The organism is Stenotrophomonas sp. FW305-C-20-S1, from assembly GCF_058783335.1.
Genome location: NZ_JBYTEK010000043.1, coordinates 1 through 22,661 on the forward strand (window position 1 = coordinate 1; position 22,661 = coordinate 22,661).

Here is a 22,661-nt window from a genome sequence, read left to right on the forward strand (position 1 = left end):
GTCTGTTTCGTCGGCAGCGTCAGATGTGGAGAAGAGACAGGCACTACCCTGCTGCTTCTGCTCTCGCCTTTGATGTCGCCTCCGCGCCGGCGCGTGGACCTGTCCTGCGTGGGCGGACCTGCATGGGCCCATCCGCCCACGCGACCCCGGGGCAGTCAACGCGCCGACAGCGCCCTCTTTTCAACCACCCCGCTTGACCTCAACCAATGTTGAGGTGCGATAACAGTCTCCCCACGGCCATACCCCTGGCCTTCCCCACGGAGACTGTCTCGATGCCGTACTCGCTTCCCGCCCTCCCCTATGCCTACGACGCCCTCGAGCCGCACTTCGATGCGCGCACGATGGAGATCCATCACAGCAAGCATCACCAGGCCTACGTCAACAACCTCAATGCCGCGCTGGAACAGGCGGGCCTGCCGGCACAGCCCGTGGAAACCCTGATCGCCGACCTCGACGCCCTGCCCGAATCGATCCGCGGTGCAGTGCGCAACAACGGCGGCGGCCACGCCAACCACAGCCTGTTCTGGACCGTGCTCAGCGCCAATGGCGGCACCGCCGATGACGAGCTTGCCGCGGCCATCGATCGCGACCTCGGTGGCTACGACGCCTTCAAGGAAACCTTCAGCAAGGCCGCGCAGACCCGGTTCGGCAGTGGCTGGGCGTGGCTGACCGTCGATCGCGATGGCCGCCTGCAGGTCGAGAGCAGCGCCAACCAGGACAGCCCGCTGATGGGCGCGGCGGTGGGCGCCTCCGGCAACACCCCGATCCTTGGCCTGGATGTCTGGGAGCACGCCTACTACCTGCATTACCAGAACCGTCGCCCGGACTACATCTGCGCGTTCTTCAACCTCATCAACTGGGCCGAGGTCGGCCGGCGCTACCACCAGGCCAGGGCAGCATGAACGCGGACTCCGGTGCATACGCCGGGCCGTGGGCGGGGGTGTTCCCCGCTCCGGCACCGGTGCCATCGGTCAGCCTGCCACCGCGTGCGCTGCGGCGGTTGCTCGGCCATTTCCCTACCGGCGTGGCGATCGTCTGCGCCCGCGACGCACAGGGAAAACCGCAGGGGCTGACCATCAACTCGTTCGTGCCGATCTCGCTGCAGCCGCCACTGGTGCTGTGGAACCTCGCCCTGCATGCGCAGAGCCTGTCCACGTTCCAGCGCGCCACCCGCTTTGCGATCAGCGTGCTCGGCGCTGGCCAGGAAGCCCTGGCGCGCCGGTTCGCCGATCCGCAGGTGCGCCATCGATTCACCGATGTGCCCTTGCTGGACGACGGCGAAGACGCGCCACCGCGTATCGCCGGTGCCGTGATCCATCTCACCTGCACCCGCCACGCGCAGTGGCCGGTCGGCGATCACCTGTTGCTGGCCGGGCGCATTGTCGATGTGCAGGAAGCAGGCGGTGCACCACTGCTGTTCCATCGCGGCCGCTTCCAGGCGGGACCGGTGGAAACCCTGCTGGAGGTGCGCTGATGGACATCGAAACGCTGGAGAGGATGCTTGCCGCCGGCAAGGACAGCGCACTGCTGCGCTTTGGCCTGGGCAAGAGCTGGCTGGATGCCGGCGACCCGGTGCGCGCAGCCACCCATCTGGGCCGCTGCGTGGTGCTGGACCCGGACTATTCGGCGGCGTGGAAGCTGCTGGGCAAGGCCTGGCTGGCCGGTGGCCAGCCGCAGGCGGCGCGCGAAGCGTGGCAGCGCGGGCTCAGCGTGGCCGGCAGCAAGGGCGACCAGCAGGCCCGCAAGGAAATGCAGGTGTTCCTGCGCAGGCTCGATCGCGATTCACCTGCGCTGTTGGCGAAGGCCGGCTGAAGACTCAGCCGGCGTTGGCCGACGCCGGTGCCGGCATGATGTCCGGCATCGGCAGGCGGCGCGGCTTGCTCGGGAACGCGTGGCGCAGGATCCGCCAGACCACCTGGGTGAACTGCCGCGGCAGCGAGCCGTTGTTGTAGTGCTGGCCGTAGCGCCGGCAGATTTCCTTCACTTCCTTGGCGATGGCCGCATAGCGGTTGGCCGGCAGGTCCGGGTAGAAGTGGTGCTCGATCTGGTGGCTGAGGTTGCCCGACAGCACGTTGATCACGAAACCGCCGCTGATGTTGGACGAACCGCGCAGCTGGCGCAGGTACCAGTGGCCACGCGATTCATTGCGCAGGCATTCCTTCGGGAAGGTTTCCGATTCGGCGGTGAAGTGGCCGCAGAAGATGATCACGTAGGTCCAGATGTTGCGCAGGCCGTTGGCCACCATGTTGCCCAGCATCACCGGCAGGAAGAACGGACCGGCCAGCAGCGGGAAGAACACGTAGTCCTTCAGCACCTGGCGGATCATCTTGCGGGCCACCGGACGGGTCTGCAGCCACATCGCACGGCTGCTGATGCGGCCCTTGAACCAGCGCCCCAGGCGCAGGTCCTGCGCCGCCACGCCCCACTGGAACAGCAGCGCGAAGATCGGTGCGATGATCGGCTGCAGCAGGTAGAACGGCTTCCAGCGCTGTTCCGGGAAGATGCGCAGCAGCCCATAGCCGATGTCATCGTCCATGCCACGCACGTTGGTGTAGGTGTGGTGGCGGAAATTATGGGTCTTGCGCCAGTTGTCGGCGGTGGCAACGATGTCCCATTCGTAGGTGTTGCCGTTGAGCTTGGGATCGCCGGTCCAGTCGTACTGGCCGTGCATCACGTTGTGGCCCAGTTCCATGTTTTCCAGGATCTTGGCCAGCGCCAGCAGCAGCGTGCCGGCGATGCAGGCCGGCCACAGCAGCGGCGCCCAGAACAACGGAGAGAACGCGCCCAGGAACAGCAGGCTGCGGCCGAGCACGCCGGACCAGCGCACAGCCGCTGCGACGCGGCGGATGTAACGGGTGTCGGAGGCGCCGAGGCTGCCGATCACACGGTCGCGGATCGCATCGAGTTCCTCACCAAACGTCTGCATCTCGGCAGGGCTCAGGGCACGGTCGGTAGCGCGGGTCATGGCAGCGGAGTCCTCAGAGATCCAGGGTCAGGTCGGTGGTCGGCGCGCTCACGCAGATCCGCACCGGCACGGCCGTTTCGGACTGGGTATCGCCGGTGCGCAGGTGGCGGGTGGTGCCACTGACGCGTTCACAGGTACAGCTGTTGCAGATGCCCATGCGGCAGCCGTGCTTGGGCGCGATGCCCTGCGCCTCCAGGCTCTCCAGCAACGAGCGGCCACGCGGCACGATCAGCCGCCGGCCGCTGCGGGCCAGGGTCAATGCGACCTCACCCAGGCTGTCGGCATCACTGAGTGCCGCAGGCGGCGTAAAGGCTTCAGCCTGGAAACCGGCCACCTGCTGCGCCAGCCGCGTGCGCGCAGCGGCAACGAAGCCATCCGGGCCACAGGCCAGCACATGGCGCTGCGCCAGCGGGGTGTCGTCACCGGCAACGGCCAACGTGTGGCTATCGATGCGCGCGGCCGGCACCTCGCCTTCGCGGGTGGTCAGCAGATGCACGCGCAGGTTCGGGTTCGCTGCGGCCAGCGCCTGCAGTTCATCACGGAACTGGAACGCCGCGGCGCTGCGCTCCCAGTAGAACAGGTCGACCGGCGCCGCCAGCGGGCGCTGGCAGGCGTCGCGCAGCAGGCTGCGCATGGGCGTGATGCCGCTGCCTGCCGCCAGCAGCAGTACCGGCGCTGCGGCGGGCATGTGGAAATCACCGAAGGCCGCATCCAGCCGGAACAGGTCGCCTGGCTTGGCATGCGCTACCAGATGCTGGCTGACCTTGCCGCCTTCCACCGCCTTGACGGTAATGGCCAGCTCACGACGGCCCAGGCGGGTCGGGCTGTAGCTGCGGCGCAATACACGCCCCTCAAGCTCGACGCCCAGGGTGACGTGCTGGCCGGCGCGCATCCCGGCCCAGTGCCGGTTGCAGCGCAGGACCAGGGTGGCGGCGCCCTCGCCGGCCGGCTCGCGCCGTACCAGGCGGGCCATCGGCTCACGCAGGGTCCACAACGGATTCAGCTGGCCCGCCCAGAAGTCGAACAGCGACGGCGACAGCCAGCGGTACGGGGAAAACAGGGAAGGACGGACGACAGCGCTCATGGATGCACTATACGGCCGCACACACAGCTGTGTATACATGTGTATATTGCACCGGATTGGGTATGATTCAGCCTTGCCCCTCCGGAAGTACCATGGCCGCCGCCACCGTTCTGTCTCCGCCTGAAGATGTCAGCAGCCCGGCCCGCCGTACGGTGAGCCGCGAGGATCTGCTGGCCGCCGCGTTGAAACTGATCGGCCCGCATCGCAGCCTCTCCACCCTCAGCCTGCGCGAAGTCGCGCGCGAGGCGGGCATCGCACCCAACAGCTTCTACCGCCAGTTCCGCGACATGGACGAACTGGCCGTCGCCTTGATCGACGTGGCTGGGCGCTCGCTGCGCACCATCATCGGTGAAGCCCGCCAGCGCGCTACGTCCAGCGCCACCAGCGTGGTACGCGTGTCGGTGGAAACCTTCATGGAACAGCTGCGTGCCGACGACAAGCTGCTGCACGTACTGTTACGCGAAGGCGCGGTCGGCTCGGACGATTTCAAGCACGCGGTCGAACGCGAACTGCACTACTTCGAAGAAGAACTGCAGCATGACCTGGTGCGCCTGGCCGCACTGGATGGCGCGGTGCTGTACAAGCCGGAACTGGTGTCGATGGCGATCACCCGGCTGGTGTTTGCGATGGGCGCTTCGGCCATGGACCAGCCCCCTGAGAACGATCCGGAACTGGTCGAACAGATCTCCACGATGATCCGCATGATCATCGTCGGCGCGCGCACTCCCGCCGCCTTCCGCCGCGGCTGACCCCTTCCGGTGCATGACCACCGGCACGCTTGCGCGCGCATTGTGTAATGTTATAACACTTGCGTTCGAGTAAAGGCCACGGTTCACGCACGCGTCGAGACCCTGATATAGCAATTGCTATGTTGATGACCATCTGCTTTCATGTGCGCCAGCCAGGTCGCCCTCGCCGCCCTCCCTCCCCAAGGACGACGCCCTCATGCGCATTGCTGCCTCCCTTCTCCGCCGGCTGCCGCTGGCTGCCGGTATCGCCGCCGCCCTGCCGGTGACCGCATTCGCCGCACCGCCTTCGCCTACCGAGCTGGACCGCGTGCAGGTGAAAGTCAGCACGGCCACCCGCAGCGAACGCCTGCTGTCGGACGTGCCGATCCGCACCGAGGTACTGCGCAAGGAGGACATCGCCCTGCGCGCCGCCACCGACTTCTCCCGCGCGGTCGAGCTGATCAACGGCCTGCGGGTGGAGAGCAACTGCCAGAACTGCAACACCAGCGAAGTGCAGCTGCTGGGCCTTCCCGGTGCCTACAACCAGCTGCTGTTCGATGGCATTCCACTGTTGTCCACGCTGGGCAGTGTGTATGGGCTGGAACAGATTCCCGCCGGCTTCGTCGACCGCATCGAAGTGGTCAAGGGCGGTGGTTCGTCGCTGTACGGGCCGGGCGCCGTAGCCGGTGTCATCAATCTGGTTCCGCCGCTGCCGGCACGCAGCGGCGGCCATGTGCAGGCGGGCGTGGATGTTCTGAAGGGCACGCCGCAGAAGAACGCCGACGTGCGCCTGGATCTGGTCGCCAGCGAAGCCGACGCGGGACTGTCGGTGATCGCCCAGCGCAACTGGAACAGCGGCATCGACTACAACGGCGACGGCTATACCGAGATCACCCGCAAGAACCTCAAGGTCGGTGGCCTGCAGGCCTGGTATGCGCCCACTCCGGGCACGCGCCTGCGGTTGGACCTGCAGGTGACCGATGAGAGCCGTCGCGGTGGCAACCGCCTGGACCAGCCCGAACACCTGGCCAACATCGCCGAATCGCTGGACACGAACTACCGCCGCGGCAGCCTGTCATGGGACCAGGAGGTGAGCGGCGACGTCGACTTCCGCTTGGCCTATGCCTTCGCCGACATCGACCGCGACAGCTTCTATGGCGGACTCGGCGACGTGGTCACCGATCCGTCCGCACCCGGCTACGATCCTTCGCAACTGGACCCGAACGTACCGGGCAGCGCCGCATCACGCTCATGGCGCCAGTACGGGCGCACCCACAACCCGCTGCACTACATCGACAGCCAGTTGAACTGGCGGCTGGGTGCACACACGCTGGCGTTCGGCGTTCAGTACAAGCATGAGGGCCTGCGTGACGACAATCGCGATGGTGCCGGCCAGCGCCTGGCCGTGCTCGAGGATGCAACCTTCCACAACCTCGGCGCGTTCGTGCAGGACGAATGGAGCGTACGCGAGGACGTCGACCTGGTGCTGGGCGCGCGCGTGGACAAGAGTTCGGAACTGGACAGCGCCGTGTTCTCACCGCGTATCGCCCTGGCCTGGCAGGCCACGCCACGGCTGAAATGGCGAGCCGGCATCGCCACCGGCTTCCGTGCGCCGGAAATCTTCGTCGAGGATGTCCACGTCGATACCCTCGGCGGCGAGCAGGTGCGCGTGCGCAACACCCGTGGCCTGAAGGAGGAGCGCGCGCTGACCACCCTGTTCGGGTTCGACTGGCGCTCCGACCCGGCCGACCCGGTATGGAGCTGGGATGCCACCGCGTCCTACGCACGCATCCGCGATACCTTCGCGCTGGGTGAGATCCAGCGCGGCGATGATGGCCAGCTGACGCAGCTGCGCTACAACGCCTCCGGCTCGAACGTGCTGGGCGTGGAAACCAACCTCGGCTGGCAGCCCTCCCCGCAGTGGCGGCTGACTGCCGGCGCATCGTGGTACCGCTCGCAGTTCCGCGAGCCGCAGCGCATCTTCGACGACACCGCCGACGGCGGCGACACCGTCATCGACAGCCGCGACTATCTGAAAACCCCGCGCTGGACCGGCCTGGCCCAACTCAGCTGGATGCCGGCCGAGCCCTGGGAGACGTTCCTGGCGCTGCGCCACACCGGATCGATGCCGGTGCTCAACAACCGGCTGGGCGAGCTGCATCGCACCCGCGCCTTCCTGGTCACCGACCTCGGCGCGCGCTGGCATCGCCATCTGGGTGCGCAGGCACAGCAGGAAGTGTCGGTGGCGGCGGGGGTCAAGAACGTGTTCGACCAGCGGCAGAAGGATCTGGAAAGCGGTGCGCTGCGCGACAGCGATTACGTGTACGGTCCTCGCTTCGCCCGCTCGTGGTACGTCAACCTGCGCTATGCGTTCTAGCTGGCTGCCCGCGCTGTTGCTGGCACTGGCATGGCCGGCAGTGGCTGCCGACCTGCATGCGCAGGTCTCCGCCTCGCTGATGCGGCCTGAGCCACGTGCCCTGCGCCCGATGCAGTGGTCGCCACCGCCAACGCTGATCGCGCTGTACTTCGGCGCCGACTGGTGCGCGCCCTGCCACGCTTTCGTGCCGACCCTGCGCGGCGTGCGCGACGCGCTGCGCGAGGCCGGCGCCGATACCGAAGTGGTGTATGTCAGCCTGGATGAAAGCGAGGCGGCGTTGCGGCGCTACATGCACCTGCAGCAGATGCCGTGGCCGGTGCTGGACCCGCGTCGTGCGCAGCGCATGCCAGCGCTGCAGGCATTGGCGGGCCCGGCCCCGCCCAACCTGGTGCTGATCGATGCGCAGGGCACGGTGCTGGCCAATGGTTGGCAGGGGCGCCATTACCGCGGGCTGCAACCGGTATTGCAGGAATGGTGGAAGCGGGCATGTGCGCAACAGCAGGCGCACTGCCCCGATGACGGCGTTCAACCCCGGTAGCGCCGGGCCATGCCCGGCGAAATGCGTGAGGCTGCAACGCGCCCGCCGGGCTGACGTGGTGCTCGATGCCCTCGGCATCACGTCGCGCGGTATCCGGGTCCACGCCCAGCGCCAGCAGGAAGCGCTCCACGGTCTGGTGGCGCTGGCGGCTGGCATGGGCCAGCGCCTCGCCCTCCGGGGTCAGGAACACGCCGCGGTACGGGCGCTGCACCACCCAGCCATCGCGGGCCAGCCGGCGCAGCATCTTCGCCACGGTCGGCTGGGCCACACCGAGGCGGGTGGCGATGTCGACCTGGCGGGCCTCGCCGCCGTCGGCCAGCAGGTCGGAGATCAGCTCGACATAATCCTCCACCAGCTCCATCCGGTGTGCTTCGCGCACTTGCCGGAAGCTCTCGACCTGGCGCTCGGCCTCGATCAAGGGGGTGCTTTTCAGCGATGTCGAATCGTCCGTCTTGCCCACGCGTGTGCCTGTCCTGCAGTTGTCATCCGGGTGCGAACCTGAATTCTGGACCAGTGACGCAGTAAAGACGATTGTTTCACATTGCTATGCGATATAGCAGTGGCTATATTGGCAGCCATGAACACTGTCGCGCCCACCGACTCTCCGGCCTCCACCGCGGCCAGCCTGGGTGCGCTCAACGCGTCGATCGCCGTGCCCGAAAAGGGCCATTGGTGGTTCCGGCTGCTGGCGTTCCTGGGCCCCGGCTACATGGTGTCGGTGGGTTACATGGATCCGGGCAACTGGGCGACCGATCTCGCAGGTGGCTCACAGTTCGGCTATCTGCTGCTGTCGGTCATCCTGATCTCCAACCTGATGGCGGTGATCCTGCAGGCGCTGTCGGCACGGCTGGGCATCGCCACCGGCATGGACCTGGCGCAGGCCTGCCGTGCGCGCTACCCCAAGCCGGTGAACCTGGCGCTGTGGGCGTTGTGCGAAGCGGCGATCATCGCCTGCGACCTGGCCGAAGTGATCGGCACGGCCATCGCGCTGAAACTGTTGTTCGATCTGCCGCTGCTGTGGGGCGCGGTGATCACCGCGCTGGACACGCTGCTGGTGCTGCTGTTGATGAACCGCGGTTTCCGCGCGCTGGAAGCCTTCGTGATCGCACTGCTGCTGGTGATCTTCGGCTGCTTCATGGTGCAGATCGCGCTGGCCGCGCCGCCGGTGATGCAGGTGCTGGGCGGTTTCATTCCGCGCGCGCAGGTGGTCACCGATCCGCGTGCGCTGTACATCGCCATCGGCATCATCGGTGCCACGGTGATGCCGCACAACCTGTACCTGCATTCTTCCATCGTGCAGACCCGTGCCTATCCACGCACCGATGAAGGCCGTCGCAGCGCGCTGCGCTGGGCGGTGACCGACAGCACCTTTGCCTTGACCCTGGCGCTGTTCATCAACGCCAGCATCCTGATCCTGGCGGCGGCGGTGTTCCATGCCAACGGCCGCTTCGACGTGGAAGACATCGAGCAGGCGCACCAGTTGCTGGCACCGATGCTGGGCGTCGGCCTGGCCTCGACATTGTTCGCGGTGGCACTGCTCGCCTCCGGCCTGAACTCCACCGTGACCGCGACACTGGCCGGGCAGATCGTGATGGAAGGGTTCCTGCGCCTGCGCCTGCCGCCGTGGCTGCGGCGGCTGATCACCCGCGCGCTGGCGATCATTCCGGTGGTGGTGGTCATCATGCTGTTCGGCGACCAGGGCGCGGTGAAGCTGCTGGTGCTGAGCCAGGTGGTGCTGTCCATGCAGCTGCCGTTCGCGATCATCCCGCTGGTACGCATCGTGACCGACAAGGTGACGATGGGCGCGCTGGTGGCACCGCGCTGGCTGGGCGGCATTGCCTGGGTGATCGCGCTGGTGATCGTGGTGCTGAACGTGAAGCTGCTGGTGGATACGTTCGCAGCCGGTTGATCCGCGCGATGGGAATCCGCCGGGCATGGCCCGGCGCTACCGCTGGCGACCTGCAGTAGATCCACGCCACGCGTGGATGTGGCATGACCGGCGCTACAGGAACTCCGCGATGGCCGCTTCGATCTGCTGCGGCGACTGGAAACCCGGCATGCGCATGCGCTCGTCACCGTCCAGGAACAGCGACAACGTAGGGGTCTGCCGCAGGCCCAGCTCGCGGAAGAACGCCTCGCCCACCACCTCCAGCTGCACCCGCAGCAGGGTCGTGCCCTGCCCTGCAGTGCCGCTGGCCACCCGCTGCAGCGACATGTCCAGCATCCGGCAGCCCGGGCACTGGTCCTTGTGGAAGTCCACCAGCACGCGTGGATGGTCGGCCAGCAACTGCTGGAACTGCTCAGGCGTGGTGGCGTCGATGATCTGCATCGGTGGTACTCCAGTAGTGATCCAGGACCGCATCGGTCCAGGTATCGATGGCCGCAGCATGCCGCCGGCCATGTGGCATCTGTTCGATCTCCAGCGGCGGGTAGCCACTGTGGAAATAGCGGATCAGCCGGTGCACCGCACCGCAGTAGTACTCCTGCCCCCACTGCGTTTCACCGGTGCCGAACACCGCCACCTGCCGCGGCCGCTGGCCGCGCTCGGCGATGCCTGCCACCCAGGCCTTCATCTCCGACGGTGTGCGCCCGGCGTTGTCGGTCCAGCAGCCCAGCAGCACCAGGTCGGCCTCGTCCACCGGCAACGGCGGGGCCTGGCGCAGGTCGTCGGCGTCCTGCCAGTGCACGGCGTGGCCTGCGGCCCGGCAACGCGCGGCGATGTGCCGGCCGAGCTCACGGGTGTTGCCGCTGAGCGACGCCACCACGATCAGGATGCGCAGCGCCGGGCCGCGCTCAGAGGTCGTCGAAGCCGTTGTCGACGTTGGTCTTCTTGTAGCTTGCATTGCGCATCTCGAAGAAGTCGGTCTTGGTCTCGGTGAAGTTGTCGGCGTAGGCCTTGATCCACGGCATCACGTTGTCGGTGGTGTCGCTGTACAGGCGCTCGATGCCGAGCATGCCGGCCATCTTGTTGCCGCGGTACTTCACGTAGCGCACCATCTCGTCCACGTCGATGCCATCGATGCCATCGAGCACCTCCGCCGACCACTGGGTTTCCAGTTCAATGGCGTGTTCGAACGACTGGTGCACGTAGGCGGTCAGCTCGTTGGTCTGCAGTTCCGGGTTCTCGCCGATGATGGCGCGGATCAGCTCGCTGATGAACTTGGTGTGGGCCAGCTCATCACGGTTGATGAAGCTGATGATCTTGCCGGTGCCGTTCATGCGGTTCTGCCGCACCATGTTGTAGAAGTACGCGAAGCCGGAATAGAAGTTGATGCCTTCCAGGATCGAGGACTGGATCAACGACTTCAGCAGGGTTTCGGCAGTCTTCTCGCGCATGAAATCGTCATAGGCCCCCATGATCGGCGCGTTGCGCTTGATGATGGTGGGATGGGTGCGGGCGATCTCGAAGATGCGGTTCTGGTTGGGCAGGTCGGTGATCGAGGCCAGCACGTAGCTGTAGCTCTCGTTGTGGATCACCTCCTGCTGGCCGATGATCGCCGCGTTGGCGTGCGCGGCCGGATCGGTGATGTACTCGGCGACGTTGTAGATGAAGCGCGTCTGCGGCGAATCCAGCGTGGCCAGCAGGCCGATGATGGAATCGTAGGCGTTCTTCTCGCGCGCGTTGAGCTCGCCGTACTGGCGTGCATCCACCTTCATGTCCACTTCGTCGGGGATCCAGAAGTTGGTCGACAGCTCCTTGTAGGCGCGATAGAACGACGGGTACGGAATGTCGTTCCAGTTCAGGATGCCGCTGGTGCGGCCGTTGATGATGCCGGTGCTGCGGTTGGGGTGGCGCGGTTCGAGGATCTTGATGCGGTCCAGGGGTGTTGCCATGGTCTTCTGCCTTCGTTCTGCTGCTGACGGGTTGCCGGCCAGCGGCCGGCACTACCACCGAGGGGTCGGGCTGGTCAGCTCGAGCACCACTCGCACTCGCTGATGTCGATGTCGTTGGAGCGCACGTAGTAGGTGGTCTTCAACCCTTCCCGCCAGGCACTCAGGTGCAGCTCCAGCAGGGTGCTGGCGCGGATCGTGCTGGGCACGTACAGGTTGAAGCTGATCGACTGGTCCACATGGCGCTGGCGGCGTGCGTTCTGCCGCACGCTGGCGAACTGGTCGACCTTGTAGGCACCCTTCTCGTAGTACGGCCAGGTTTCCAGCGACAGGCCAGGCGCGGCCACCGGCCGCCGGAAGTCCTTCTTTTCCTCGTAGTAGAACGCGCTGTAGATCGGATCGATCGACGCGGTGGACCCGGCGATCTGCGCGGTGCTCATGTTCGGCGCCACCGCCAGCAGCCAGCCATTGCGCAGGCCGTTGGTCGCTACCTCGCGCGCAAGACTGTCCCAAGCCGCGCCACTGTAATCGCGGTCACGGAAATAGTTGCCGTTGTGCCAGTCGCTGCCAGCGAACATCGGATAGCTGCCCTTCTCCTTGGCCAGCTGCGCGCTGGCCTGGATGGTCAGGAAGTTGATGCGCTCGAACAGGCGATCGGACAGTTCCTCGGCCTCGGGCGATTCCCAATGGATCGCCTGCTGTGCCAGCAGGTGGTGCCAGCCGAACGTGCCCAGGCCGATGGCGCGGTACTTGCGGTTGGTGATGGTGGCCTGCGGCACCGGCAGCGCATTGAGATCGATCACGTTGTCGAGCATGCGTACCTGGATCGGAATCAACCGTTCCAGCACATCCTTGGCCAGCAGATCCTCGGGGGCGGTGATGGCACGGCCGAGGTTGATCGACGACAGGTTGCAGACCACGAAGTCGCCCGCGCGGCGGGTGGTGACGATCTGGTCGCCGCTGACGATCTCCTGGATCATCCGCGTCGGGCTCATGTTCTGCAGGATCTCGGTGCACAGGTTGCTGGAATAGACCATGCCCGCATGCTTGTTCGGGTTCTTCCGGTTCACTTCGTCGCGGTAGAACAGGAACGGGTTGCCGGTTTCCAGCTGGCTGAGCATGATCCGCTTGAACAGGTCGATCGCCTTCACCGTGCGACGGCTGATGCGTTCGTCGGCCACCAGCTCGGCGTAGCGGTCACGGAAGCTGCCCTGCCCTCGCTTCTCGTCGTAGAAATCCTGCAGGTACCAGCCTTTGGCCTGCTTCACCTCGTGCGGATCGAACAGGTACCAGTCGGCACGGCGCTCGACGGCCTCCATGAACAGGTCCGGCACGCAGATGGCGGTGAACACATCATGCGCACGCAGGCGCTGGTCGCCGTTGTTCAGGCGCAGGTCCATGAACGCCTCGATGTCGCGGTGCCAGATGTCCAGGTACACCGCCACTGCACCCTTGCGCTGGCCGAGCTGGTCGACCGACACCGCAGTGTTGTTGAGCTGCTTGATCCACGGCACCACGCCGCCGGACGAGTTGGGCACGCCGCGGATCGGCGCGCCACTGCTGCGCACGTACCCCAGGTACGCACCCACACCACCACCGTGCTTGGACACACGGGCGATATCGGTGTTGGAGTCATAGATGCCCTGCAGGCTGTCGTCCACCGTGTCGATGAAGCAGCTCGACAGCTGGCCGCCGACCTTGCCGGCATTGGCCAGGGTCGGCGTGGCCACGGTCATGTACAGGTTGGACAACGCCCAGTACGCCTCGCCCACCAGCTGCATGCGGCGCACACGACCGCTCTCACCAGCCCCGCCCTCGTTCTGCATCAGGTACAGGGCAATGGTCAGCCAACGCTCCTGCGGCAGCTCATACACCTCGCGGCTGCGATCGGTAGCCAGGTAGCGCGTGGCCAGCAGGTACAGCCCGTTGTAGGCGAACAGACGATCGCGCTCGGGGTCGATCATCTCGCCGGCCTGCTGCAGCTCTTCCTTCGAATAGCAGCGCAGGATGTCATTGCTGTAGATGCCGCGGTCGGCCAGGCTTTCCTGCAGGCCCACGTAGGAACCGTACTTCAGGCTGACATCGTAGAAGCGGTTGCGGCTGGCGCGCTTGTACAGCCGGCGCAGGTACAGGCGTGCAGCGAACTGTTCCCACTGCGGCGCGACAAGGTCGACGCGCGATTCCGCTTCGCGGATCAGCAGATCCACCAGATCATCGGCACTGATGCTGGGCTTGCGTTCGACCATCGCCAGCACCACGCGGCGATAGTCGGCCACATCCAGCTGCGGCAGCTCGGCGTGGATGGTATCGATGCTGCGCAGCAGGCGCGCCGCATCGAACGGCAAGCGACGATTGCCGGCTTCCTTGGTGATCCAGGTCGGCACGCGCTCGCCGCTGGCGCGCATGGCGTCGCCGGCGCCGGCCAGGTCGGCCACGCGGAAGGTACTGTCGGTCATGGTGGTGGAACTCCAGGCTCGTGCGCGCGTCGGCGCCCGATGCCATGGCGGCCCTGCACGCGATACCGGCGCACGGGGCGAACGGGTGAAGTGCCAAGGGGCGGGAACACAGGTCGTCGGCATCTGCCTGCGCCTGCGGCCGGTATCCGGGCCGTGGGGGGCGACCTGCGTCCGCACGGTGGCGGCCGCGTCGACACGGCAAGCCTTCAGGGGCGGGCCGCGGGACGTTTGCTGCATGTCCGGCGGCGGCGGCTGACCGGGAGTGACAGCCACAACATAGTGGGGATATTCCGAGCCGTCAACACAAGATGCGGTAATTGCGCACCGTCGCGACCATCGGTCGCAGGATGCCGTGTTGCACGTGCGCGGCCTTGTCGACGCCGGGCGCATCCCCAGTTCGGTACAACTTCAACTTTCATTGGAACACCGCCCATGCGCGCTGCCCTGTACTCCTCCTTCGGCGATCCAGCCCAGGTCCTCGCCGTTGCCGATGCCCCACTGCCCGAACCCGGTCCCGGCGAAGTACGCATCCGCACCGTGCTGGCCTCGATCCACAACCACGATCTGCTGACCGTGCGTGGCCTGTATGGCTACAAGCCGACGCTGCCGGCGATCGGCGGCAGCGAAGCACTGGGCGTGGTCGATGCGCTCGGCGAAGGCGTCGACGGCCTGCAGATCGGCCAGCGGGTTGCCGCCGCCTCGGTGCACGGCACCTGGGCCGAGGCGTTCATCGCACCGGCGCGGATGGTGATCCCGATGCCGGACGCGATCGCCGATGAAATGGCCGCACAGCTGATCGCCATGCCGCTGAGCGCGCTGATGCTGCTGGAATTCCTGCACGTCGAGCAGGGCCAGTGGATCGTGCAGAACACCGCCAACGGTGCCGTCGGCAAATCGCTGGCGATGCTCGCAAAGGCGCGCGGCGTGCACGTGGCCAACCTGGTGCGCAATGCCGAGGCCGTGGCGCAACTGCAGGCACTGGGCATCGATCACGTGTTCGATACCTCGGTGGACGGCTGGAAGGACCGCGTGCGCGAAGCCACCGGGCAAGCGCAGGCCGCTGCTGCAGTCGACTCCATCGGTGGCGATGCCAGCGGCGACCTGGTCGACCTGCTCGGCCACCACGGCACCCTGGTCTCTTTCGGTGTGATGAGCGGCGAACCGATGCGCATTCCCGCCGGCGGCCTGATCTACAAGGAAGCCACGGTGAAGGGCTTCTGGGGCAGCAAGGTCAGCCAGGCAATGGCGGTGGAAGACAAGCGGCGGTTGGTGGGTGAACTGCTGAAGCGTGCGGCCGGGGGTGAACTGACCCTGCCGGTGGAGCAGACCTTCGCATTGGACGACATCGCCCAGGCGGCAGAAGCCGGCGCCGGTTCGGGCCGCAATGGCAAGGTGCTGCTGCGCGCGTGATGCCCACGGGGTCGGATCCCTTTCCGAAAGGGAAGGGCTCTGACCCTGCAGGAGCGTGCGGACCAACGGTCCGCACCCACCGGGATGGTCTGCCGCACCCAGGCCGCCGACTTTCGTTAAGAACCTGTGATGTATAACTGAATGCGCTTTCGTCATTGGAAGGTGCACTCACCCGCGTGCGGTACTGACGGCTCCTCCACCGTTTGGCGTAGTCGCTTCCATGTATCGCACCACCCTGCTTTCCAGCGCGGTCGCGCTGGCCCTCGTCGCTGGCAACGCCGGCGCCGCTGAAACCGCCGACACCGGCAAGGACAGCACCACCCTCGGCACCGTGCTGGTGACCGGCTCGAACATCAAGCGCAGCGACACCGCCGGTCCCAATCCGGTGCAGGTCGTCACCCGCGAGCAGATCCTGCAGACCGGCCGCTCCACCCTTACCGACGTGCTGCGCAACCTGTCGGCCAACGCCGGCAACAGTTTCGACGAGCAGTACACCGGCAGCTTCGCTGCGGGATCGGCCTCGATCGGCCTGCGCGGGCTGTCACCGAAGAACACGCTGGTACTGGTCAACGGCTACCGCGTGGCCAACTTCGGTTTCGCGCTCAACACCCAGGACACCTTCGTCGACCTCAATGCGCTGCCGATCAGCGCGGTCGAGCGCATCGAAGTGCTGAAGGATGGCGCCTCGGCGGTGTACGGCTCGGACGCCATCGCCGGCGTCATCAACATCATCCTGCGTCGCGACTTCCAGGGCGTGGAAGTCGGCGCTGGTTTCGGCACCGCCACCCAGGGCGGCCTGAACGAGCGCAAGGCCAACCTGCTGGCCGGCTTCGGTGACCTCGAGCAGCAAGGCTGGAACGTGCTGTTCGGGCTGGACCTGCTCAAGCGCGACCGCCTCGACGCCGACCAGCGCGCGTACACCCGCGACGGCGATTTCCGCGACAAGCCCGGTGGCCGCCTCGCCGGCTGGTCCACCGCCGGTGGCAACTGGCTGTCCAATCCGCGCGCACCGCAGCCGTTCTCGCCCTGCCCCGAGGGCAGCGAGCTGCGTCCCTACAGCGACTTCGGCAGCACCCTGCCCGGCCAGGCCTGCGCCTTCAACGCGCAGCCGTTCAAGACCCTGCAGCCCGGCGCCGAGCGCCTGCAGGCATCGTTGAGCGCGACCTATCGCTTCAGTGACAGCGTCGAAGCCTTCGCCGACGTGCTGTACAGCCACAACAAGGCCGACCAGATCTTCAGCGCCCCGCTGACGGTGGGCCCGGGCCTGCGTGCCTACAATCCCGCCACCGGTACGCTGACCGATATCGCCGCTGTCCTGCCGGTCGGCCATCCGAACAATCCGGGCAGCACGCCACTGCCGTTCGAGTACACCTTCTTCGATCTCGGCCCGCGTCTGAAGGACAATACCCAGGTGTTCTACCGCGCCCTGGCCGGCGTACGTGGCAACGGCGAACGCTGGGACTGGGAAGTGGCCGCACTGACCTCGCAGAGTGCGCAGCGCGAGTACGTGGACAACTTCGTTGACCGCTACGCCTTCCAGCAGATCCTGCGCGACGGCAGCTACAACTTCCTCGATCCGTCCAGCACGCCGGGCGCACTGGACGATCTGCGCCTGCAGACCAAGCGCCCGGGCTGGTACAAGCTGCACTCGCTCAACGTCAAGGCATCGACCTCGTTGTGGGAACTGCCGGCGGGTGCGATCGGCTTCGCCTGGGGCGCGGAATTCCGCAAGGAATCGCTGGACGCGCGCACCAGTGCGCAGGTGCTGTCCGGTACCGAACTGCGCCCGGCGATCAACATCGTCGACGGCGAGCGCCAGGTCAGTGCCGCCTATGCCGAGTTCAGCGTGCCGCTGCATCGCACCCTGGAGCTGCAGGTGGCCGGCCGCGGTGACCACTACGATGACTTCGGCAAGGCATTCTCGCCGAAGTTCGCGCTGCGCTGGCAACCGCTGGACAGCCTGCTGCTGCGTGGCTCGTTCTCGCGTGGTTTCCGTGCACCGTCGCTGCCGGAGATCGCACCGGGGCAGACCATCAGCTACGGCTCGGTGGTCGACCCGTTCGATCCGCTGCAGCCCGGCGGCAGCCGCGGCGTGACCAACCTGCGCACCGGCAATCCGGACCTGAAGGCCGAACGCTCGCGCAACCTCAATGTCGGCGCCGTGTGGTCACCCGATGCCGATTCCAGCATCGGCCTGGACTGGTACCGCATCGAACAGGACAACCTGGTCAAGCCGGACAGCGCGCAGTTCATCGTCGACAACCCAGGACTGTTCCCCGGTCGCGTGCAGCGCGATGCGCAGGGCCGCATCCAGATCATCACCAACCAGTACGCCAACCAGGGCGAGCTGACCACCTCGGGCATCGACCTGGAAGCCAACCGTACCTTCCGCACCGAGGGCTGGGGCAACTTCACCGTGGCCGGCAGCTGGACCCACCTGCTCAGCTTCAAACAGCCGCTGGTAGCCGGCCAGGCGCCCTATGACGGCGCCGGCAACAACCGCCATGGCGCGCTGCCACGCACCCGCGGCACCACTTCGTTGAACTGGGCGGTGGGCGACTGGAGCAGCACGCTGAGCCTGCAGTACGTGAGCGGCTATGACCAGCGCGTAGCCACGGCCACCAGCAATCCGGGCCTGCGCGATCGGGTCAAGCCGTACCACCAGCTGGACCTGTACGTGGCCTATGAAGGCATTCCGAAGACCACGCTGTCGCTGTCGGTGCTGAACCTGACCGACAAGGACCCGCCGTTCGATCCGGCCGGCGGTTCCAACGGCTTCGACATCAGCCAGTACAACCTGCGCGGGCAGTTCGTTTCGCTGGGCGCGCGCTACCGGTTCTGATTGAACAGGAGGGTGCGGACCAACGGTCCGCACCCCCCAAAGGCAAGGGCCATGCCCGGCGTGGCTGCATCAACGGCTCAGGTGCAGGAACTGCAGGTGCCGTTCGTACTGGCTGATGATGTCGTTGATGATCTGCTTGCGGCTGTAGCCGACCAGATCGTAGTCCTGGCTACCCTCGTACAGATGCACTTCGGCGCGGTAGTAGCGCTGGTTGCGCAGCTGCTGCGCGGCGAAGGACGGGGTCAGGTAGCCACTGAGGATCACCCGGTACTGGAAGTCCTGCTGCTCGCCGTGGTTGACCGACAGCTCCATGTCGCCCGCTTCGAACCGCGTCTGCACGTCCCAGCCCTGCTCGCGCAGCTGCTCGGCCACCGCCTCCATCGCCGGCTTCACCGTGTCATCCATGAAGCGGTACACCTGGTCGCGTACCGGGAAGTGCATGGCCTGGGTCAGGCGCTGGCGCCAGCCCTGGTGGTGGCGGTCATCGCCGATCAGCGGCGATGGCCTGAACTGCTGCGCGCGCTTGCGATGCGACTCGTCACTGAAGGCGCGGGTCAGGCCCCACATCATCAACAGCAGCACCGCCGAGAACGGCAACGAGGCCAGCACCACTGCGGATTTCAGCGCATCGATGCTGCCCGCCAGCAGCAGGCCGGCGGTCAGCACCGCGATCACCGTGCCCCAGAACACGCGCAGCCAGCGCGGGCCATCGTCCTCCGGCGCACCGCCATGCGAGGACAGCGTAGACAGCACCACCGCCCCGGAATCGGCCGACGTCACGAAGAAGATGAAGCTGACCAGCACGGTCACCCCGATCACCGCCTTGCTCCACGGGTAGCCATCCAGCAACGCATACAGCACCGTCGGTGGGTCATCCACCGCCAGCTGCGCCAACTGCTGCTGGCCATGGTGCAGCACCTGGTCCAGCGCGCTGTTGCCGAAGATCGACAGCCACGCCAGGGTGAAGCCGAGCGGGATCAGCAATACGCCGAACACGAACTCGCGGATGGTGCGGCCGCGCGAGATGCGCGCGATGAACAGGCCGACGAACGGCGCCCAGCCGATCCACCAGGCCCAGTAGAACACCGTCCAGCCGCCCAGCCATTCCGGCCGGCCGCCATAGGCGTACACGTCGAAACTCTTGCCCACCACGCTGCCCAGGTAGTCACCCAGGTTCTGCATCAGCGTGCTGAGCAGGTACTGCGTGGGGCCGGCGCACAGCATGAACAGCACCAACGCGATCGCCAGCAGCATGTTGATGTTGGCCATCCAGCGCACGCCCTTCTCCACGCCGGACACGGCAACCGCGACCGCCGCGCCCATCATCGCCACCACCAGCAGGATCTGCACCATGTTCGAGTGCGGCACGTGGAACAGGTGCGACAGCCCAGCGTTGAGATGCAGCACGCCAAAGCCCATGTCCGCGCCGATGCCGAACACGGTGGCGACGATGCCCAGGGCGTCGACGGTATAGCCGATGGGGCCATTGATGCGCTTGCCGATCAGCGGATACAGCGCAGAGCGCAATGCCAAAGGCAGGTTGTGCCGGTAGGCGAAATAGGCCATCGCCATCGCCGCCAGCGCGAACACACCCCAGCCATGCAGGCCCCAGTGCAGGAACAGCAGCTGCATGGCCTGGCGCGCACCGGCCTCGCCGGCGGCCGGATCACCCTGCGGCGGCTGCAGGTAGTGGGTCAGCGGCTCGGAAACGCAGAAGAAGAACAGGGTGATGCTGATGCCTGCTGCGAACAGCATGCCGGCCCAGGAGAGGTAGCTGAACTCCGGTTCGTCATGGTCGGCACCGAGCTTGATGCCTCCGTACTTGGACAGCGCCACGCCGACCACGAACACCAGGTACAGGGTCATCGCCAGCAGGTAGTACCAGCCGACGTTGAGCGCGGCCCAGTCCTGCGCCTTGACCAGCAGGCGACCGGCGCCGATCGGATACAGGCTGACGAACAGTGCGAAGGCAACGACAACGATCGCCGCGAAGGCGAAGACGGGCCGCAGGGTTCGCACCGGCTGATGTTGAGGCTCCAGTGCTTCCATGGGCAGCCATCTCCGGATCGATCAAAGAGTAAGCCGCCGGATTCTGGCTGAATCGCAGTGGACACAGGATGAAGTCGTGGCACCGCGCAGGCTTGAACGGCCGGTGTTCCGTGCTACGCGCGCGCCTGCAGACCGGCGGGCGTGCCGGGCGGCGTTGTCACTTTGGTCCGATTACGACACGCCGCGTCCGGCACCGACGATTCACCCCATCACATGCACGGCGCACAGCTTGTTGCCGTCGGGATCACGCAGGTAGGCCAGGTACAACTGGCGCCCGGCCTTGTGCCGCACGCCGGCCGGGTCTTCCACCGCGGTACCGCCGTGGGCGACCCCCGCTTCCTGCCAGGCATGCACCGCCTGCGGGTCTGCCAGCGCAAAGCCGATGGTGCCGCCGTTGGCATGGCACGCCGCCTCGCCATCGATGGGCGGGATGACCATGAACATCCGTCCATCCTTGATATAGACCAGCTTGCCCTCGTCATCGAACACGCCTGCGCGACCGCCGATGGCAGTGAACAAGGCATCGTAGAAGCGGCGGGAAGCCGCCATGTCGTTGGTTCCGACGGTGACGTGACTGAACATGCGGGCACTCCGTTGCGGGAAAGCCCAAGTGTCGGCCACCTCACTGATCGCCGCAATCAAGCCGGGATCACGCCGTACTGAGCAGCAGCACGGCCGCCGTGACCAGGCCGATGCCGATCCAACCGATCGGGCGCAGGCGGTTGCCGAACAGCAGGCGACCGCAGGTGGCCGTACCGATCACGCCGATCGCGCCCCACATCGCATAGGCGGTCGCCAGGTCCATGTAGCGCACGGCCTGGCCCAGCAGGGCGAAGGCGATCCAGACCAGCACGATGGCGCCGACACCCCAACGCCAGCGACGGAAGCCATCGGACTTGGCCACCATCATGTTGGCGGCCACATCGATCAGCGCCGAGCAGATCACGAAAAACAAGGCCATCAAGTTCATCAGTGCGCCTCCCCGAGGGTGACACAGACGATGCCGACCACCGCCAGCACCAGACCGGCCAGCTGCTGCAGCGACAGGCTCTCACCGAACACGCTGATGCCGACCACGGTCAGCAGGGTCAGGCCGAGGCCTTCCCACACCGCATAGGCCACGCCGACGGCGATGCGGCGCACCGACAGCGCCAGGAAGTAATAGGACAGCGCCAGCGCGGCGGCCATCACCACATAGCCGGTCCAGCCGCCATCGCGGGCGGCATGGGCCATGAAGGACGTGCCGACCACTTCGGCGACGATCGCCACGGTCAGGCAGGCCCAGGCGACGAAGGCGCCACGGGCGGGAACAGTACGGGACATGTGAAGCTCCTTGCGCGACGGGGACCGCGCCCCGTCATCAGTAGATCCACGCCGTGCGTGGATGATCCGGAACGCCCCCGCAGACAGGGGCGACGGCGGCCAGTATCATCGTCTTTTACGGTGGTATCAAAATGGATTCCATCGACAGGAGCGATGGATCAATGCCCTATTCTCCCGAATCCCTGCAGGCCTTCGTCGAGGCTGCCGCGCTGGGCTCGTTCTCGGCGGCCGCCCGCCGGCTGCGCAAGACCCAGTCCACGGTCAGCACTGCCATTGCCCATCTGGAAGCGGACCTGGGCATGGTTCTGTTCGACCGCAGCGGCCGCTATCCGCAGCTGACCGACGCCGGCCGGCAGGTGCTGGGCCACGCGCAGGAAATCCTTGCCGCCGACGCGCGCCTGCAGCAACTGAGCGTGCGCCTGGCCGCACCCGTGGAGCCACGCCTGACCGTGGTGTTCTCCGATGTCTACCAGCTCGATCCGGCGCAACGTGTGCTGCAGCGGTTTGCCGAGGCATTTCCCGAGATCGAGCTGGAATGGCTGGATGCCGAGGGGCGCGACGTGCTGGAACTGGTGGATGCTGGCCGCGCCGGGCTCGGCCTGCTGCCGCGCCAGGCGCAGTACCCCGATGCGCTGGTGGCCCAGCCCCTGGCCCACCACAGCGAATTGGCGGTGTACGTGGCCAGCGACCATCCGCTGGCGCAGGCCGGCGTGCGTGCGGCGGCGCAACTGGCCCGGCATCGGCAGGTGCGGCTGAGTGCGCAGGTCGACCACGCACCGCCGATCAGCGGGCCGGCATGGACCGCGTCGGACTACCTGATGGTGATGGAGATGGCCGAGGACGGCATCGGCTGGGCCGAACTACCGCGTGCGCTGGTGCAACGCTACGACCGGGGCCGCCTGCTGGAACTGCGCGTGCCGGGCTGGCCGAGGCGCATCCACAGCGACCTGGTGTGGCGCCGCGATACGCCACCGGGGCCGGCAGCGTTGTGGTGGGCCCAGGCGTTGGGGTGAGGTAGTGCCGGCCGCTGGCCGGCATCCCCTTGCCCCGTGGTTGCC

The 22,661-nt window shown here is 66.5% G+C and carries 20 protein-coding genes and 1 pseudogene; 10 read left to right on the forward strand and 11 right to left on the reverse strand.

Features of this window, described 5'->3' with window-relative positions; all coding sequences use genetic code 11:
- Positions 1–272 precede the first annotated feature (272 nt).
- The 3 genes from AC3WTC_RS17885 to AC3WTC_RS17895 are packed head-to-tail and all read left to right on the forward strand — an operon-like array spanning position 273 to position 1,812.
- On the forward strand, positions 273–902 hold the full coding sequence (locus AC3WTC_RS17885; protein WP_492712129.1) for a superoxide dismutase: 630 nt from the start codon (positions 273–275) through the stop codon (positions 900–902).
- Complete coding sequence (locus tag AC3WTC_RS17890; RefSeq protein WP_025878578.1) at positions 899–1,474, forward strand: flavin reductase family protein; 576 nt, start codon at positions 899–901, stop codon at positions 1,472–1,474. The genes AC3WTC_RS17885 and AC3WTC_RS17890 overlap by 4 nt, the downstream gene beginning before the upstream one ends.
- On the forward strand, positions 1,474–1,812 hold the full coding sequence (locus AC3WTC_RS17895) for a tetratricopeptide repeat protein (RefSeq protein ID WP_033831318.1): 339 nt from the start codon (positions 1,474–1,476) through the stop codon (positions 1,810–1,812). Before AC3WTC_RS17890 ends, AC3WTC_RS17895 begins: the two co-directional genes overlap by 1 nt.
- 4 nt (positions 1,813–1,816) lie before the next feature.
- On the opposite strand, the gene AC3WTC_RS17900 is transcribed toward AC3WTC_RS17895, so the two are convergent.
- Entirely contained in the window at positions 1,817–2,965 is a 1,149-nt protein-coding gene (locus AC3WTC_RS17900) for a fatty acid desaturase family protein (protein ID WP_025878576.1), read from the reverse strand.
- A gap of 13 nt (positions 2,966–2,978) precedes the next feature.
- Positions 2,979–4,049, reverse strand: a complete 1,071-nt coding sequence (locus AC3WTC_RS17905) for a ferredoxin reductase (RefSeq protein ID WP_051584920.1) — start codon at positions 4,047–4,049, stop codon at positions 2,979–2,981.
- Between the two features lie 92 nt (positions 4,050–4,141).
- Between AC3WTC_RS17905 and fabR the strand changes: the two genes are divergently transcribed.
- From fabR to AC3WTC_RS17920, 3 genes are all read left to right on the forward strand, one after another.
- Positions 4,142–4,798, forward strand: coding sequence for an HTH-type transcriptional repressor FabR (gene fabR / locus AC3WTC_RS17910; protein WP_492712132.1), 657 nt, complete (start codon positions 4,142–4,144; stop codon positions 4,796–4,798).
- A 196-nt stretch (positions 4,799–4,994) separates the two neighbouring features.
- Positions 4,995–7,154, forward strand: coding sequence for a TonB-dependent receptor plug domain-containing protein (locus AC3WTC_RS17915; RefSeq protein ID WP_492712134.1), 2,160 nt, complete (start codon positions 4,995–4,997; stop codon positions 7,152–7,154).
- A complete protein-coding gene (locus tag AC3WTC_RS17920; protein ID WP_025878572.1) occupies positions 7,144–7,692 on the forward strand; it encodes a thioredoxin-like domain-containing protein in 549 nt (182 codons plus the stop codon). The genes AC3WTC_RS17915 and AC3WTC_RS17920 overlap by 11 nt, the downstream gene beginning before the upstream one ends.
- A gap of 1 nt (position 7,693) precedes the next feature.
- On the opposite strand, the pseudogene mntR reads toward AC3WTC_RS17920, so the two are convergent.
- A pseudogene (gene mntR / locus AC3WTC_RS17925) lies at positions 7,694–8,152 on the reverse strand (manganese-binding transcriptional regulator MntR); the annotation flags it as partial.
- Positions 8,153–8,269: 117 nt separating this feature from the next.
- On the opposite strand from mntR, the gene AC3WTC_RS17930 reads away from it, so the two are divergent.
- Positions 8,270–9,601 (forward strand): Nramp family divalent metal transporter, encoded by a 1,332-nt coding sequence (locus tag AC3WTC_RS17930; protein WP_492712135.1) that lies wholly within the window; start codon positions 8,270–8,272, stop codon positions 9,599–9,601.
- A 93-nt stretch (positions 9,602–9,694) separates the two neighbouring features.
- Here AC3WTC_RS17930 and AC3WTC_RS17935 read toward each other — a convergent pair whose 3' ends face one another.
- The 4 genes from AC3WTC_RS17935 to AC3WTC_RS17950 form a co-directional block, all read right to left on the reverse strand.
- Positions 9,695–10,021: a thioredoxin family protein gene (locus AC3WTC_RS17935; RefSeq protein WP_032975313.1), complete on the reverse strand. Its 327-nt coding sequence runs from the start codon at positions 10,019–10,021 to the stop codon at positions 9,695–9,697.
- Entirely contained in the window at positions 9,993–10,472 is a 480-nt protein-coding gene (locus tag AC3WTC_RS17940) for a flavodoxin (RefSeq protein WP_033832177.1), read from the reverse strand. The genes AC3WTC_RS17935 and AC3WTC_RS17940 overlap by 29 nt, the downstream gene beginning before the upstream one ends.
- A 13-nt stretch (positions 10,473–10,485) precedes the next feature.
- Entirely contained in the window at positions 10,486–11,526 is a 1,041-nt protein-coding gene (locus tag AC3WTC_RS17945; protein ID WP_492712136.1) for a ribonucleotide-diphosphate reductase subunit beta, read from the reverse strand.
- A gap of 74 nt (positions 11,527–11,600) precedes the next feature.
- Positions 11,601–13,928, reverse strand: coding sequence for a ribonucleoside-diphosphate reductase subunit alpha (locus tag AC3WTC_RS17950; RefSeq protein WP_223497264.1), 2,328 nt, complete (start codon positions 13,926–13,928; stop codon positions 11,601–11,603).
- Between the two features lie 483 nt (positions 13,929–14,411).
- On the opposite strand from AC3WTC_RS17950, the gene AC3WTC_RS17955 reads away from it, so the two are divergent.
- Together AC3WTC_RS17955 and AC3WTC_RS17960 are read left to right on the forward strand one after the other, a co-directional pair.
- Positions 14,412–15,389, forward strand: a complete 978-nt coding sequence (locus AC3WTC_RS17955) for a zinc-binding dehydrogenase (RefSeq protein WP_492712138.1) — start codon at positions 14,412–14,414, stop codon at positions 15,387–15,389.
- 220 nt (positions 15,390–15,609) lie between these two features.
- Entirely contained in the window at positions 15,610–18,231 is a 2,622-nt protein-coding gene (locus AC3WTC_RS17960; RefSeq protein ID WP_492712139.1) for a TonB-dependent receptor, read from the forward strand.
- Positions 18,232–18,300: 69 nt separating this feature from the next.
- Here the strand turns inward: AC3WTC_RS17960 and betT are convergent, their stop codons facing one another.
- From betT to AC3WTC_RS17980, 4 genes are all read right to left on the reverse strand, one after another.
- Positions 18,301–20,280 carry a choline BCCT transporter BetT gene (gene betT / locus AC3WTC_RS17965; protein ID WP_492712140.1) on the reverse strand — a complete coding sequence of 660 codons (1,980 nt, stop codon included), beginning with the start codon at positions 20,278–20,280 and terminating at the stop codon, positions 18,301–18,303.
- A 201-nt stretch (positions 20,281–20,481) separates the two neighbouring features.
- A complete protein-coding gene (locus AC3WTC_RS17970) occupies positions 20,482–20,862 on the reverse strand; it encodes a VOC family protein (protein WP_025878561.1) in 381 nt (126 codons plus the stop codon).
- A gap of 67 nt (positions 20,863–20,929) precedes the next feature.
- Positions 20,930–21,250, reverse strand: coding sequence for a DMT family transporter (locus tag AC3WTC_RS17975; RefSeq protein ID WP_032975307.1), 321 nt, complete (start codon positions 21,248–21,250; stop codon positions 20,930–20,932).
- Positions 21,250–21,603, reverse strand: coding sequence for an SMR family transporter (locus AC3WTC_RS17980; RefSeq protein WP_059064403.1), 354 nt, complete (start codon positions 21,601–21,603; stop codon positions 21,250–21,252). The genes AC3WTC_RS17975 and AC3WTC_RS17980 overlap by 1 nt, the downstream gene beginning before the upstream one ends.
- 161 nt (positions 21,604–21,764) lie before the next feature.
- On the opposite strand from AC3WTC_RS17980, the gene AC3WTC_RS17985 reads away from it, so the two are divergent.
- On the forward strand, positions 21,765–22,616 hold the full coding sequence (locus AC3WTC_RS17985) for a LysR family transcriptional regulator (protein ID WP_492712141.1): 852 nt from the start codon (positions 21,765–21,767) through the stop codon (positions 22,614–22,616).
- Positions 22,617–22,661: the final 45 nt, after the last annotated feature.

What these genes read in the sequence shown, in the direction of transcription:
- AC3WTC_RS17905 (WP_051584920.1), bottom strand. Translation starts at nt 4,049, where the DNA reads ATGAGCGCTGTCGTCCGTCCTTCCCTGTTTTCCCCGTACCGCTGGCTG.
- AC3WTC_RS17900 (WP_025878576.1), bottom strand. Translation starts at nt 2,965, where the DNA reads ATGACCCGCGCTACCGACCGTGCCCTGAGCCCTGCCGAGATGCAGACG.
- AC3WTC_RS17935 (WP_032975313.1), bottom strand. Translation starts at nt 10,021, where the DNA reads ATGCAGATCATCGACGCCACCACGCCTGAGCAGTTCCAGCAGTTGCTG.
- AC3WTC_RS17920 (WP_025878572.1), top strand. Translation starts at nt 7,144, where the DNA reads ATGCGTTCTAGCTGGCTGCCCGCGCTGTTGCTGGCACTGGCATGGCCG.
- AC3WTC_RS17890 (WP_025878578.1), top strand. Translation starts at nt 899, where the DNA reads ATGAACGCGGACTCCGGTGCATACGCCGGGCCGTGGGCGGGGGTGTTC.
- AC3WTC_RS17950 (WP_223497264.1), bottom strand. Translation starts at nt 13,928, where the DNA reads ATGCGCGCCAGCGGCGAGCGCGTGCCGACCTGGATCACCAAGGAAGCC.
- AC3WTC_RS17955 (WP_492712138.1), top strand. Translation starts at nt 14,412, where the DNA reads ATGCGCGCTGCCCTGTACTCCTCCTTCGGCGATCCAGCCCAGGTCCTC.
- fabR (WP_492712132.1), top strand. Translation starts at nt 4,142, where the DNA reads ATGGCCGCCGCCACCGTTCTGTCTCCGCCTGAAGATGTCAGCAGCCCG.
- AC3WTC_RS17980 (WP_059064403.1), bottom strand. Translation starts at nt 21,603, where the DNA reads ATGTCCCGTACTGTTCCCGCCCGTGGCGCCTTCGTCGCCTGGGCCTGC.
- AC3WTC_RS17975 (WP_032975307.1), bottom strand. Translation starts at nt 21,250, where the DNA reads ATGAACTTGATGGCCTTGTTTTTCGTGATCTGCTCGGCGCTGATCGAT.
- AC3WTC_RS17930 (WP_492712135.1), top strand. Translation starts at nt 8,270, where the DNA reads ATGAACACTGTCGCGCCCACCGACTCTCCGGCCTCCACCGCGGCCAGC.
- betT (WP_492712140.1), bottom strand. Translation starts at nt 20,280, where the DNA reads ATGGAAGCACTGGAGCCTCAACATCAGCCGGTGCGAACCCTGCGGCCC.
- AC3WTC_RS17945 (WP_492712136.1), bottom strand. Translation starts at nt 11,526, where the DNA reads ATGGCAACACCCCTGGACCGCATCAAGATCCTCGAACCGCGCCACCCC.
- AC3WTC_RS17960 (WP_492712139.1), top strand. Translation starts at nt 15,610, where the DNA reads ATGTATCGCACCACCCTGCTTTCCAGCGCGGTCGCGCTGGCCCTCGTC.
- AC3WTC_RS17915 (WP_492712134.1), top strand. Translation starts at nt 4,995, where the DNA reads ATGCGCATTGCTGCCTCCCTTCTCCGCCGGCTGCCGCTGGCTGCCGGT.
- AC3WTC_RS17895 (WP_033831318.1), top strand. Translation starts at nt 1,474, where the DNA reads ATGGACATCGAAACGCTGGAGAGGATGCTTGCCGCCGGCAAGGACAGC.
- AC3WTC_RS17985 (WP_492712141.1), top strand. Translation starts at nt 21,765, where the DNA reads ATGCCCTATTCTCCCGAATCCCTGCAGGCCTTCGTCGAGGCTGCCGCG.
- AC3WTC_RS17970 (WP_025878561.1), bottom strand. Translation starts at nt 20,862, where the DNA reads ATGTTCAGTCACGTCACCGTCGGAACCAACGACATGGCGGCTTCCCGC.
- AC3WTC_RS17885 (WP_492712129.1), top strand. Translation starts at nt 273, where the DNA reads ATGCCGTACTCGCTTCCCGCCCTCCCCTATGCCTACGACGCCCTCGAG.